Consider the following 13,189-nt stretch of genomic DNA (forward strand, 5'->3'; position numbering starts at 1 on the left):
AACGCGGACGGGCCCTTCGGCGTGTCCGGAGCCGGCCGAGACCGGCCGCGGGCCGGTCAGCAGCCGCCCCGGAGGGCGCTCTCCGGCAGGTAGCGGTCGGCCCAGAGGGCCAGTTCGGTGAGGGCCGGCTTCAGCGCGACACCGCCCTCGGTGAGCCGGTAGCTGACCCGCAGCGGGGGGCCGGGGTCGACCTCGCGGACCACCAGTCCGGCCTCGGCCAGTTCGGTCAGCCGGTCGGAGAGCATGCGCTCGCTGATGCCGGGGACGGCGCGGCGCAGCTCGGAGAAGTAGGCCGGGCCGCCGTTGTTGAGCACGCCCAGCAGCATGCCGGTCCAGCGCTTGCCGAGCAGGGTGAACACCCGGTTGAGGGCCAGGTCGACGTTGGCGCAGGCGCCCTGGCCCGCGGCGGCGGTGCACGGGTCGACGCCGGTCGGGAGTGCGTCGCTGACTACCTCGTGCTCGGCCATGGGTCCAGCGTACTCGACCCGTCACTAGTGACTGCAGAAAAGTAAGCTGCTACCGTACTTATAGCTGCAGCGGAAACAGCAGTTGCTTATTCTCTGGAGGTCCCGCCATGCCCACGCTCCTGCACATCGACTCCTCGGCGCTCAGCGACGGCTCCGTCTCCCGCGAGGTCACGGCCGCCTTCCGCGCCGCCTGGGAGGCCGAGCACCCCGGCGGCACGGTGATCCACCGCGACCTCGCCGCCGACCCGGTCCCGCACCTGGACGCCGCCGGGATCACCGCCGGGTTCCTCCCGGCCGAGGCGCGGGACGCCGAGCAGGCCGCCGCCTTCGCGCTGCGCGAGCGGCTGATGGTCGAGCTGGAGTCCGCCGACGCGGTGCTGATCGGCGCCCCGATGTACAACTTCACGATCCCGTCGACCCTCAAGGCCTGGCTGGACCACGTGATCCTGATGGGCCGCACCGCCGGCGACCAGCCCTCCGCCAAGGGGACCCCGGTCACCGTCGTCGCCTCCCGCGGCGGCTCGTACGTACCCGGCGCCCCGCGCGAGCCGTTCGAGTTCGTCACCACCTACCTGGAGAAGGTGCTGGGCGGCGGGCTCGGGCTGGAGGTCGACTTCATCGTTCCGGAGTTCACCCTCGCGGCCTCCGTCCCGGCGCTGGCCGAGTTCGTTCCGGCGGCCGTCGAGTCCAAGGCGCGGGCCCTGGAGCTGGCCGCCCGCCGGGGCAAGGAGCTGGCCGCCCGCGCCGCGGTGTGACGTGCGCGAGGGCGTGTCCGACGGGCCCCGCCGGGCGCGCGGCCCGTCGGACTCGCCCGAGGCGCGCCCCGCTGGGCGCGCCTCCCGCGCAACCGGCCGCCGGTGCTCCCATGCTGTAGGGCGCAGGAAGTCCGACCGCCGAGCAGAGGGAGCAGCCCGTGACGTCGTCCCCGCCCGAGGAGAGCTCCGGCGCGGAACGGGCGGACGTTGAGCCCGTCGCGGCCGCCGCCGCCGACGCCGGGCGGACGGCCCGGCCGCTGGAGGTCGCCGTCTTCACCGGGCCCGAATCGGCCTTCTTCACCACCTCCACGCTGATCCTCGGCGAGCGGACCGCGATCCTGGTGGACGCCCAGCTCACCCGCAGCGCCGGGCGCGAGCTGGCCGAGTGGGTCGCGGGCAAGGGCCGCCGACTGCTCGCCGTCGTGATCACCCACCAGCACCCCGACCACTACTTCGGCGCCGAGGAGGTCCTGAGGCTCTTCCCGGACGCCCAGTTGCTGGCCGCCCCGGCGGTGGTCGAGGGCATCCGGCGCACCGTCGCGGCCAAGGTCGCCCAGTGGAAGCCGGTCTACGGGGACGACATCCCGGACCGCCCGCTGGTCCCGGCCCCGCTGCTGCCCCAGCCGCTGATGCTCGACCGCCAGGTGATCCCGGTGCTGCTGCTCGGCCAGGCCGACTGCGGGGAGTCCACGGTCGTCCACGTGCCCGGCATCCGGACCGTGATCGCCGGGGACTTCGTGTGCAACGGCACCCATCTGTGGACCGCCGACACCACCCCGGCCCAGCGCACCACCTGGGGCCACAACCTCGACCGGATCGCCGACCTCGGCGTCGACCGGGTCATCGCCGGGCACCGGGCCCCCGAGCAGGGCGACGACGCCGCACGCGTGCTCGCCTTCACCGCGGAGTACCTGAAGGACTTCGACCGGCTGCTGGCCGAGCACCCGGACGACCCGGAGGCGCTGATCAGCGCGATGAACGAGCGGTACGGGGAACTGACCCTGCCCTCCTTCCTGCAACTGGGCGCGGCCGCCAACACCGCCCGGGCCGCCTCTCCGGAGGCCGGAGCCGAAGAAGGGGCCGGGGAGCCCGCGGAGGACGGGGACGGGGACGGCGAGTAGGGCGGGATACTGGCCGCATGACGACGCCGTACGACGTGATCGTTCCGGCGGGCGGTGCGGCCCGGAGGCTCGACGGGGCCGACAAACCCGGCTTGACCGTGGGGGAGACCAGCCTGCTCGACCGGGTGCTCGCCGCCTGCGCGGGCTCCCGGACCACCGTCGTGGTCGGCCCGGCCCGACCGACCGCCCGCGAGGGCGTCCGCTGGACCAGGGAACGGCCGCCCGGCGGCGGGCCGGTCGCCGCCGTCGCGGCCGGACTCGACCTGGTCACCGCGGACACCGTGCTGCTGCTCGCCGCCGACCTGCCCTTCCTCGACCGCCGGACGGTGGACCGGCTGGCGTCCGCCCTCGACGGGGCCGGACCGCACGCGGACGCCGCCGTCCTGGTCGACGCGGGCGGACGCGACCAGCCGCTCACCGCCGCCTACCGCACCGCCGCGCTGCGCGCCGCCCTGGCCGCCCTCGGCGACCCGGCCGGACAGCCGCTGCGCCGCCTCGTCGGCGGGCTGAACCGGTTGCGGGTGGCCGACACGGACAACGTCGCGTACGACTGCGACACCTGGGAGGACCTGGAACAGGCGAGGGAGCGCGACCGGTCCTGAGCGCGCCCCCGGCGAGCGGGGCGCGCGGGGCACCGCGGCCGTCGTGGACGGGGCGGGTCGCGCCCGGTGGTCGCACCGCGGTCGGCGGCCGCCTCCGGGCGGGGGAAGGCGGCGGTGACCGGGCACCGGGGCGGGAACCTCACCGCGGCCGCCGCCGGGCCGTGAGGGAAACGACGCGCGCCGCACACGGGGCGAAGACCCCGGGGAAACCGCTGATCGGGCAGCATGGGCGCATGGAGCGCACGCTGGAAGACTGGATCGCCGAGGTCAAGGCCGACCTGGGCATCGACCTGGACGTGGACGTCCGGGGACTGCTCGACACGGCCCGGGTGGTCGCGCACGGAGTGGCCCGGCCCGCCGCACCGCTGACCGCCTTCCTGATCGGCTACGCGGCCGCGCAGAAGGGCGGCGGACCGGAGGCCGTCGCCGAGGCGTCCCGGCGGACCACCGCGCTCGCCGAGCGGTGGAAGCCCGCCGACGGCCCGGAGGAGCCGTGAGCACGGTCGGAGGGACGACCGTGGCCGTTCCGTCCAGCCGTCCCGGCGTGCTGAGCTGGTCGCACGCCCGGGAGGCCGCGCGCCGGGCCGGGCTGCGCCCGCTGCCGGTGGTCGGACTGCCGCTGGCCGGGGCGCTCGGGCACGTCCTCGCCGAGCCGCTCGGCGCTCTGACCGACCTGCCCGCCTTCGACACCTCCGCGATGGACGGCTGGGCGGTCGCCGGGCCCGGGCCCTGGCGGGTCGCCGGGCGGGTGCTGGCCGGCCGTACCGAAGTGGCGCCGCTGGCCGACGGCAGTGCGGTCGAGATCGCCACCGGCGCCCAACTTCCGCCCGGAGCCACCGCCGTGCTGCGCCGCGAACACGGCGGGACGGAGGGCTCGCTGCTGTACGACCGGGGGCCGCAGCAGCTGACCACCGGCCAGGACGTCCGCCCGCGCGGCCAGGAGTGCCGCCGGGGTGAGGAGTTGCTGCCCGCCGGGACGGTGGTCGGGCCGGCCGTGCTCGGTCTGGCCGCCGCCTGCGGGCACGACCGGCTCGCCGTGCGCCGCCGTCCGGTGGTCCAACTGCTGCTGTTGGGTGACGAGTTGCTCGACAGCGGGATCCCCGGTCCGGGGCTGGTCCGGGACGCGCTCGGTCCGCTGCTGCCGCCCTGGCTGCGGGCGGCCGGTGCGGAGGTGGCCGAAGTCCGCTGCGTCCGCGACGACTTCGGACTGCTGCGGGACGCCTTGCGGCACTCCACCGCCGACGTCGTGGTGACCACCGGCGGGACGGCCGCCGGACCGGTGGACTTCCTGCACCGGGCGCTCGCCGACGTCGGTGCCCGGCTGCTGGTGGACGGCGTGGCCGTCCGGCCCGGACACCCCATGCTGCTGGCCGAACTCCCCGGCGGGCGCCACCTGGTGGGCCTGCCCGGAAACCCGCTGGCCGCCGTCGCCGGGACGGTCACGCTCGCCCTGCCGCTGCTGCACGCCCGCGGCGGCCGGGTCGGCGTCGGCCCCGCGCTCGCCCCGGCGGCCGTCCTGCTACCCGGGCACCCGGTGGACACCCGGCTCCAGCCGGTGCGGCGCACCGCCGAGGGGCTCGTACCGCTCGCCTTCGACGGGCCCGCGATGCTGCGCGGCCTCGCCCGGGCCGAGGCCCTGGCGGTGATCCCGCCCGGCGGGGCGGCCGCGGGGGAGGCCGTCGAGCTGGTGGAAACGCCGTGAGCGAGCGGAGCGAGGTCACCGTCGGGAGGTGGGTGTGGGCGAGTGCGACGTGGTGGTACTCCAGTTCGGCGGGGCGGTTGCTCGGTATGTCGGTGCTCAGCCCGCACGCCGGGGCGGTGATGGAGGACCTGCTGACGTACGGGAACGGGCTGGACGCGGTCGAACGCCCGGTCACCCAGGCGGGGCACGGACCGCGCGAGTGCGAGGACCTGGTGGCGGCGGTGGTGCGGGGTCGGCGGGTGCTCAACTACGACGAGCCGGAGGCCGCGGTGCTGAAGCTCACCGACCGGGTGATCGCCATCAGGACGACGGCGTAGGGCGGGGCCCGGGCCCGAACCACCGTGCGGCGCAGTAGGTTCGGGGCATGCATGCGATGACGATTCCCGTACCCGGCGGCCCCGAGGCACTGGTGTGGGCCGAGGTGCCCGATCCGGTGCCCGGCGAGGGCGAGGTCCTGGTCGAGGTGGCGGCCACCGCCGTCAACCGTGCCGACCTGCTCCAGCGGCAGGGCTTCTACAACCCGCCGCCCGGCGCCTCGCCCTACCCGGGGCTGGAGTGCGCGGGGCGGATCGTCGCGCTCGGGCCGGGGGTGGCCGGCTGGGCGGTCGGCGACGAGGTGTGCGCGCTGCTGGCCGGCGGCGGCTACGCCCAGCGGGTCGCGGTGCCGAGCGGGCAGCTGCTGCCGCTGCCGAAGGGACTGAGCCCGGAGCAGGCCGCGGCGCTGCCGGAGGTGGCCTGCACGGTGTGGTCCAACGTCTTCCTCACGGCCCACCTGCGGCCGGGGGAGACGGTGCTGCTGCACGGTGGCGCGAGCGGGATCGGCACGATGGCGATCCAGCTGGCCAAGGCGGTCGGCGCGCGGGTGGCAGTGACGGCGGGCAGCCCGGAGAAGCTGGCCCGGTGCACCGAGCTGGGCGCGGACGTCGCGATCGACTACCGCGAGCAGGACTTCGTCGAGGCGCTCCGGGAGGCCACCGACGGGGCCGGGGCGGACGTGATCCTGGACATCATGGGCGCCAGGTACCTGCAGCGGAACGTGGACGCGCTGGCGGTCAACGGGCGGCTGGTGATCATCGGGCTGCAGGGCGGGGTGAAGGGCGAGCTCGACCTCAACACGCTGCTGCGCAAGCGGGCGGCCGTGATCGCCACCAACCTGCGCGGGCGGCCGCTGGCGGAGAAGGCGGCGATCGTGGCGGCGGTGCGGGAGCACGTGTGGCCGCTGGTCGAGTCCGGGGTGGTGAAGCCGGTGGTGGACCGGGTGCTGCCGCTGACCGACGCCGCCGACGGGCACCGGGTGCTGGAGGCGGGCGAGCAGGTCGGGAAGGTCGTGCTGACGGCCTGAGCACTGCGGCGCAGTGGCCCGAAATGCCGCGATTGTCGGATTGTGTGAGGCTGGTCCGGAGCTGTCCCGCCGCCGATCCCGCCGCCGGGCGAGATCGGCCGTCGGAAGGACTCCGACCGTGGCCGCAACTCCGCACGACGTCCTCGGGCCGCTGCCGACCGCGCCGCTGCCCACCGCGCCGCACCACCGTCGTACCCGCCGTTCCAGCCAGCTGCTCGCCGTGGCCGTGCTGGGACTGACGCTCCCGCTGGCCGCCGTGGCCACCGCGGTGGCGGAGCCGTCGCCGGGCGCCCCGGCCCCGGCGGCGGACTCCCCGGCTCCGCTCTCCCCCGTGCCGGACTCCTCGGGCCCGGACGCATCGGGGCCGGACTCCTCGCCGTGGGCTGCCGACGAGCAGGCCGGTCCGACCGGGGCCTCCCGGCCGTCACCCAACGCGGCGCCGCCGCAGCACGCGGTGCCGGGCCGGGCCCGCCCGGACTTCTCCGAACTGTGGGCGCACCACCATCACCACCACCCGGACTCGGTGCCGGAGCGCCCGGACGCGGCCTTGGAGCAGGTGCCGGACCAGGCGCCCGTCCAAGCGCCCGGGCAGGCGCCGGACCGGGGACGGAGCCAGGCCGTCGAGCAGTCGCCCGAACAGGCCCAGGAGGGCACGGCCGACCAGCCGGGCTCGGACTCCGACGCGGACGCCCCGGACGCCGCGGCCCCCGCCGCCGACCAGGGCGTCGGCGCGGCGGCCTCCGGCCGGCCCGTGGCGGTCGCGTCCGTCCCGGCCGTCATCCCCGCCCACTGGCAGGACCCCTCCACCCTCCAGCTGCCGCTGGGCGTGGGCCTGGGGCTGATCGGCTGCGGCCTGGGGCTGATCGGCGTGCGCCTTCGGAAGGGCTGAGCCCGGCCGACGGGCCCCCGGCCGACGGGCGGCGTGGAGATTCGGTGCGGGTTCCGGGGCCGGGTGAGCCGGGCCCGGTGCGGGTTCCGCGCCGCGGTGGCGGCAGGTCCCGCACCGGGCGGCCGGCTCGGAGCGGCCCGGGAACTGAGTATCCGTACGGATTCCCGGGCCGCCCGCGGAGGCGTACCGTCGTCACGGGTGGCGCAGGACGGCGGGGCGAACGGGGGCTTCCGCCCTACCAACCCCAGTGAGAGAGAATGTTGTTCATGACGAATCCGATGAACGAGCGCTCGTCGCAGGAGCCCTTCCGGGCCGGCGGCGGGCAGTCGCAGGACGGCCAGAAGGTGCTGATCGTCGGACCGGACGGGCTGCCCGTGGGCCAGGGGTTCGCCGGGGCAACGATGGAGGGGGACGACGAGGCGGACATGCCCCGCGAGCTCCCGGTGACCGAGATGGTCGAGCAGCCCGCGAAGGTCATGCGCATCGGCAGCATGATCAAGCAGCTGCTGGAGGAGGTCCGGGCGGCGCCCCTCGACGAGGCCAGCCGGGCCCGGCTGAAGGACATCCACGCCAGTTCGATCAAGGAGCTGGAGCTCGGGCTGGCCCCGGAGCTGGTCGCCGAGCTGGAGCGGCTCTCGCTGCCGTTCACCGAGGACAGCATCCCGACCGAGGCCGAGCTGCGGATCGCCCAGGCCCAGCTGGTGGGCTGGCTGGAGGGCCTGTTCCACGGCATCCAGACCGCCCTGTTCGCCCAGCAGATGGCCGCACGGGCGCAGCTGGAGCAGATGCGGCGCGCGCTGCCGCCCGGTCCGCACGGCGGCGACCCGGACGAGGAGGACCCGGGCCAGGGCCGTGGGATCCGTTCCGGTCCGTACCTGTAGACCCGCCGGACCCGCCGCCGGGGCCGGACGTACCACGACGATCCGCCCCGGACCGCACCGCCGCAGGACGGCGCCGACGGTCCGGGGCCAGGATCGGCCCTGGACCGATCACCGTCGGCGGGAGCCGATACCCTGACCCCTGTCGCCGGCCGGGTCGAGCCGCCGCGGCAGGGGATCGCCGGGCCAGCGGGCCGGGCCCACCACGTACGGACGAGACCGAACGTCACGGTCGCGGCAGCACCACCGCGCCGAGGGGGAGCAGAGGACCATGAGCGAGCACGGCAACGCGGTCGAGGGCTTCTCCCTGGGCAACGGCCGCTATGTGCTGCAGCGGCTGCTGGGCGAGGGCGGCATGGCCTCCGTCCACCTCGCGTACGACAGCGTGCTGGACCGGCAGGTCGCGCTGAAGAGCATGCACAGCGAGCTGGGCCGGGACGACTCGTTCAAGGAGCGGTTCCGCCGCGAGGCCCAGGCCGTGGCCCGGCTGGAGCATCCCAACATCGTCACGGTGTACGACAGCGGCGAGGACGTCGCCCCGGACGGCTCCAGCACGCCGTACATCGTCATGCAGCTGATCGACGGCAAGGGCCTGCGCGAGACGATCAACGAGGCGGTCGTCCAGTACGGCGCGGTGCCCACCGAGGAGGCCCTGAAGGTCACCGTCGGAGTGCTGAACGCACTGGAGGCCTCGCACGACATGGGCCTGGTGCACCGCGACATCAAGCCCGGCAACGTCATGTTCGACCGCAAGGGCAATGTCAAGGTCATGGACTTCGGCATCGCCCGGGCACTGGAATCCGGGGTCACCTCGATGACCCAGACCGGCATGGTGGTCGGCACGCCGCAGTACCTGTCGCCCGAGCAGGCCCTCGGCAAGCCGGTGGACGCCCGCTCCGACCTGTACTCGGTCGGCGTGATGCTCTTCGAGATGCTCACCGGCCAGCTGGTCTTCGACGGCGACTCGGCCTTCTCGATCGCCTACAAGCACGTCCAGGAGGAGCCGCCGGCCCCCTCCAGCCTCAACCGCTCGATCACCCCGGCCGTGGACGCCTACGTCGCCCAGGCGCTGCGCAAGGACCCGGCGCACCGCTTCCAGAGCGCGGCCGCGATGCGGGACGAGGCGGAGCGGCTGATCGCGGAGCTGAAGGGCGGCGGTGGCGGGCACGCGCTGCAGGCCAGCTCCCCGCTGGTGATCAAGGAGGGGCCGCGCTCGGTGCACGCCGGTCCGCAGGCGCCGCAGACCCCGCACCCCCAGTACCCGCAGCAAGGCGGGCAGCAGCAGCCGCAGTACCGGACCCCGCCGCCCGCCTACCAGACGCCGCACCCGCAGGCCCCGCACACGCCGCAGCCGCAGTACCTCCAGCAAGGCGGGCAGCAGCAGCCGCAGTACCGGACCCCGCCGCCCGCCTACCAGACGCCGCACCCGCAGGCCCCGCACACGCCGCAGCCGCAGTTCCTCCAGCAAGGAGGGCAGCGGCCACCGATGCACACCCCGGGCCCGCAGTCGATGCCGCCGTACCAGCAGCCGAAGCCCTCCAGCGGCGGCTGCTCCACGGCCTTCGTGGTGATCGCGATCATCGTCGGCGTGCTGGTGCTGGCCGGCATCATCATCGCGATCGTGGTCAACAAGGCGGAGAAGAACACCAACGGCAAGTTCCACTCCGAGCGGCCCGCCGCGGTCGTGGTGGTGGGCCCCCAGGCCGACCGGAACGGTCTGCTCTGACCGTTTCCCGCCGTTCCGCGCGTGTCACGGGTGCGCGCCGGAAGCGGTAGCGTTCGGGGATACGTAAGCGACAGGGCACCGCGATCCGAGCGAACGCCCGGGGCGAGGAGCGATGGCACAGACGCAGCAGCCGGACGACGAGGCGGGTGCCCGAGCGGTCGGACGGACCGGCGGCACGCCGAGGAACCCCGAGCCGGGCAGCGAAGCCGCGACCTCCGCGCTGCCGCCGTTCGGCGGGACCGGCGGACCGCAGACGCCGGGCCGTGGAGTGCCGCTGGGCACGGTCGGCGACGGCCGTTACCGGCTGACCCACCGGCTCGGCCGCGGTGGCATGGCCGAGGTGTTCGCCGCCGAGGACGTGCGGCTGGGCCGCACCGTCGCGATCAAGCTGCTGCGCGGCGAGCTGGCGCAGGACGACGTCGCCCGGCTGCGCTTCACCCGCGAGGCACACGCCGTCGCGGCGCTGAACCACCACGCGATCGTCTCGGTCTACGACACCGGCGAGGAGTACGTCGGGGACGAGTCCACGCCGTACATCGTGATGGAGCTGGTCGAGGGCCGGACCGTCCGCGAGCTGCTGGTGGACGAGGAGGCGCCGCCGGTCGACCAGGCGCTGATCATCATCGCCGGGGTGCTGGAGGCGCTGGCCTACAGCCACCGCAACGGCATCGTGCACCGCGACATCAAGCCCGCCAACGTGAGCATCACCACCACCGGCGCGGTCAAGGTGATGGACTTCGGCATCGCCCGGGCGCTGACCGGTGGGGCCACCACGATGACCCAGACCGGCATGGTCATGGGCACCCCGCAGTACCTGTCGCCCGAGCAGGCGCTCGGCAAGCCGGTCGACCACCGCTCCGACCTGTACGCGGCCGGCTGCATGCTCTACGAGCTGCTCACGCTGCGCCCGCCGTTCACCGGCGACACCCCGCTCTCGGTGGTCTACCAGCACGTCCAGGACCCGCCGGTGCCGCCCTCGCAGGCCAACAGCCGGGTGCCGGTCGGCCTGGACGGACTGGTGCTGCGCTCGCTAGCCAAGAACCCGGACGACCGCTTCCAGGACGCCGACGAGTTCCGCGCCCACGTGCAGCACGCGCTGCGCGAGATGCACGGCGCGGCCGGGGCGGGCTGGGTCGGAGCCGCGACCGGGATGCCCGGCGACACCGGGGCCACCCAGGTGCTCCGGCCGGACCAGACGGCGGCCACCCAGGCCTTCGGCGCGGTCGCGGCGGGTGACCAGACCTCCGTCCTGCCGTACTCGGCGGGCGGCCAGCACACTCCCTCGCCCTACCAGGGGGCCGGCGGGTCGTACGGCGGTGGCGGCGAGGACGGCCACGGCGGGGACGGCGGCCGGCGGCGCGGGCCGTGGGGCTGGGTGGCCGGCGGGGTCGCCGTGCTGGTCGCGGCCGGGGCCGGGATCGCCTTCGCGCTCAGCGGCGGTGGCGGCACCGTGGACCACACGACGCCCACGACGCCCGCTCCGGTGGTCAGCACCAACGAGTCGACCGCGCCCAGCCAGAACGGGCAGCCGACCCCGCCGCCGTCCTCGTCGGGCTCCGGCAGTCGGCGGCCGTCGCAGCCGACGGACAACGGGTCGTACGGGTGGAGCGGCGGCGGGAGCGGCGGCAACAACATGTCGCCGTCGCCGAGTTCGGGCCGGCACAACACCGCCACCCCGACGCCGACGCCGACCGCCACCCACACCGCGACGGCGAGCTCGTCGGCGACCAGTGGGTCGAGTTCGGCACCGACTCAGGGCAGCACGCCCACGAGCCCGCCGCAGCCGACCACGAAGCCGACCGGCGGCAGTACGCTGCCGCCGCCCGTCGGCTGACGGGTCAGTTGGCGAAGGCGTCCAGGACCTGCTCGTACTCCTGGCACCACCACGTCAACTGCCCCGCCGATGCGGGGTACAGCGGGTCGGCCCGGTGGTCGGCCCGCTGGTAGCGCCACTGCAGCATCCAGAAGTCGTTCAGCCGCTCCCACCAGACCCGGTGGACGGCGGCGGCCAGGTGCTCGGCGGTGGCGGCGCCGGAGGCCCGGTAGGCCTGTGAGTAGCGGCGCACCCGGACCAGGTCGAGGGTGCCGGTGGCCCGGTCGTTGAAGAGCAGGGTGGCGGCCCGGACGGCCTCCTCGGCACGCGGCTGCGGGCCGAGCTTGTCCCAGTCGAGCACGGCGGTGACCAGCTCGCCGTCCGGGCCCCCGTGGTACAGCAGGTTGAGGCCGTGGAAGTCGCCGTGGGTCCAGCCGGTGGGCGGGGCGTCCTGCGGGTCGGGACGGCGGTGGGCGTGTTCGGCGAGCAGTTCCAGCCGTTCGTCGAGCCGTTGTTCGACCAGGGCGTCCAGGTCGTCGTGCGGGCGGTGCTCCCGGGCGCGGCGCCGCAGCTCGCGGGCCAGTTCGGCGCTGTCGAGGGGGTCGGCGCTGCGGTAGCCGGAAGGCTGGTCGAGGGGAGCGCACACGTCGTCGAGCGCGCCGTGCAGCCGACCGAGCAGCGTGCCGAGCGCGTCGCACCGCGACGGATCGAGCTCCGTACCGTGTCGGTGTCGGCCATCCACCCAGGGGAACAGCGCGAACATCCGGCCTTTCAGGGCCGCCACCGTCCCGCCGCGTTCGGCGCAGCTCAGCGGGGGTGCCACGGGCAGTCCCAGGGCGTCCAGGTCGGTCATGGCGCGGTGGTGGGCGAGGATCTTCGGGCGGCTGGCGGTGGCGGCGTCGACGTAGCACTTCAGGAAGTACGCGCCGGCCTCGGTGGTGACCCGGTAACCCCGGTTGAGCAGGCCTTCGGCGACGGGTTCGGCGGTCAGCAGCCGCCCCACCCGGAAGCGGGCCAGGACCTCGACGAGTGCGCTGCGCGGGACGGGTGGGCTGAGGGTCCCTATCGGCGGGGCGGAGAGGTCGGGGCGGGCCGGGGCGCAGGCGAGGGTCTGGCTGAAAGTCACGTGCAGAGGTTATGGCCCCTTGGTGGGGGCCCTTGACAGGCCGTCATGAGTGTGGCAGGGCTCCGGTCAGTGCTGGTGGTCGGCCTGGCGCCGCGCCACGTACGCCGCCGCCTGGGTCCGTCGCTCCATGCCCATCTTGGAGAGCAAGCTGGAGACGTAGTTCTTCACCGTCTTCTCGGCGAGGTGCAACTCGTTGCCGATCTGACGGTTGGTCATCCCCTCGCCGATCAGATCGAGGATCCGCCGCTCCTGCTTGGTGAGCTGGGCCAGGCGTTCGTCCTCCTTCTCGCCGCCGTCGCGCAGCCGGGCGAGCACCCGGCTGGTGGCGACCGGGTCGAGCAGCGAGCGGCCGGCCGCGACGTCCCGGACGGCGGTGATCAGGTCGGTGCCGCGGATCGCCTTCAGCACGTAGCCGGAGGCGCCCGCCATGATCGAGTCGAACAGGGCCTCGTCGTCCGAGAACGAGGTCAGCATCAGGCACTTGAGCTCCGGCTGCCGGGAGCGGATCTCCCGGCAGACCTCGACCCCGTTGCCGTCGGGCAGCCGGACGTCGAGCACCGCGACGTCGGGGTGGACCGCGGGGATCCGGGTGAGCGCCTCGGCGGCCGTGCCGGCCTCGCCGACGATCTCGATGTCGTCCTCGACCGAGAGCAGATCGTGCACGCCCCGGCGGACGACCTCATGGTCATCGAGCAGGAACACCCTGATTTGCCCGTTATCAGTCATGCCCAAAGCCTCCCATATCACCGCGCACAAGGCTTATCGTTC

Annotated in this window: 13 protein-coding genes and 1 pseudogene; 11 read left to right on the forward strand and 3 right to left on the reverse strand. The window is 74.7% G+C overall.

What is annotated here, in order from left to right; all coding sequences use genetic code 11:
• Window positions 1–56 precede the first annotated feature (56 nt).
• Complete coding sequence (locus tag ACFV1W_RS27295; protein WP_380419885.1) at window positions 57–467, reverse strand: winged helix-turn-helix transcriptional regulator; 411 nt, start codon at window positions 465–467, stop codon at window positions 57–59.
• Between the two features lie 107 nt (window positions 468–574).
• Here ACFV1W_RS27295 and ACFV1W_RS27300 point away from each other — a divergent pair, with 107 nt between their 5' ends.
• The 11 genes and pseudogenes from ACFV1W_RS27300 to ACFV1W_RS27350 all read left to right on the forward strand — a co-directional run bounded on the left by ACFV1W_RS27300 (window position 575) and on the right by ACFV1W_RS27350 (window position 11,316).
• Window positions 575–1,222 (forward strand): FMN-dependent NADH-azoreductase, encoded by a 648-nt coding sequence (locus tag ACFV1W_RS27300; RefSeq protein ID WP_380419886.1) that lies wholly within the window; start codon window positions 575–577, stop codon window positions 1,220–1,222.
• Window positions 1,223–1,380: 158 nt separating this feature from the next.
• Window positions 1,381–2,343, forward strand: a complete 963-nt coding sequence (locus tag ACFV1W_RS27305) for an MBL fold metallo-hydrolase (protein ID WP_380419887.1) — start codon at window positions 1,381–1,383, stop codon at window positions 2,341–2,343.
• Between the two features lie 17 nt (window positions 2,344–2,360).
• Window positions 2,361–2,945: a molybdenum cofactor guanylyltransferase gene (locus ACFV1W_RS27310; protein ID WP_380419888.1), complete on the forward strand. Its 585-nt coding sequence runs from the start codon at window positions 2,361–2,363 to the stop codon at window positions 2,943–2,945.
• Between the two features lie 215 nt (window positions 2,946–3,160).
• Window positions 3,161–3,442 (forward strand): annotated as a pseudogene (locus tag ACFV1W_RS27315) (DUF6457 domain-containing protein); the annotation flags it as partial.
• Entirely contained in the window at window positions 3,439–4,647 is a 1,209-nt protein-coding gene (locus ACFV1W_RS27320; RefSeq protein WP_380419889.1) for a molybdopterin molybdotransferase MoeA, read from the forward strand. The pseudogene ACFV1W_RS27315 and the gene ACFV1W_RS27320, both read left to right, overlap by 4 nt.
• A complete protein-coding gene (locus ACFV1W_RS27325; RefSeq protein ID WP_380419890.1) occupies window positions 4,644–4,964 on the forward strand; it encodes a hypothetical protein in 321 nt (106 codons plus the stop codon). The genes ACFV1W_RS27320 and ACFV1W_RS27325 overlap by 4 nt, the downstream gene beginning before the upstream one ends.
• 47 nt (window positions 4,965–5,011) lie before the next feature.
• A complete protein-coding gene (locus tag ACFV1W_RS27330) occupies window positions 5,012–5,989 on the forward strand; it encodes an NAD(P)H-quinone oxidoreductase (RefSeq protein ID WP_380419891.1) in 978 nt (325 codons plus the stop codon).
• Between the two features lie 118 nt (window positions 5,990–6,107).
• Complete coding sequence (locus ACFV1W_RS27335) at window positions 6,108–6,878, forward strand: hypothetical protein (protein ID WP_380419892.1); 771 nt, start codon at window positions 6,108–6,110, stop codon at window positions 6,876–6,878.
• 266 nt (window positions 6,879–7,144) lie between these two features.
• Window positions 7,145–7,759 (forward strand): bacterial proteasome activator family protein, encoded by a 615-nt coding sequence (locus tag ACFV1W_RS27340; protein WP_380419893.1) that lies wholly within the window; start codon window positions 7,145–7,147, stop codon window positions 7,757–7,759.
• A gap of 268 nt (window positions 7,760–8,027) precedes the next feature.
• Entirely contained in the window at window positions 8,028–9,482 is a 1,455-nt protein-coding gene (locus tag ACFV1W_RS27345; RefSeq protein WP_380419894.1) for a protein kinase, read from the forward strand.
• Between the two features lie 112 nt (window positions 9,483–9,594).
• Entirely contained in the window at window positions 9,595–11,316 is a 1,722-nt protein-coding gene (locus ACFV1W_RS27350) for a protein kinase (protein WP_380419895.1), read from the forward strand.
• Window positions 11,317–11,320: 4 nt separating this feature from the next.
• On the opposite strand, the gene ACFV1W_RS27355 is transcribed toward ACFV1W_RS27350, so the two are convergent.
• Together ACFV1W_RS27355 and ACFV1W_RS27360 are read right to left on the reverse strand one after the other, a co-directional pair.
• Entirely contained in the window at window positions 11,321–12,421 is a 1,101-nt protein-coding gene (locus tag ACFV1W_RS27355; RefSeq protein ID WP_380419896.1) for a phosphotransferase enzyme family protein, read from the reverse strand.
• A gap of 66 nt (window positions 12,422–12,487) precedes the next feature.
• Entirely contained in the window at window positions 12,488–13,147 is a 660-nt protein-coding gene (locus tag ACFV1W_RS27360) for a response regulator (RefSeq protein ID WP_380419897.1), read from the reverse strand.
• Window positions 13,148–13,189: the final 42 nt, after the last annotated feature.

Source organism: Kitasatospora sp. NPDC059648, from assembly GCF_042734825.1.
Lineage (GTDB): Bacteria > Actinomycetota > Actinomycetes > Streptomycetales > Streptomycetaceae > Kitasatospora.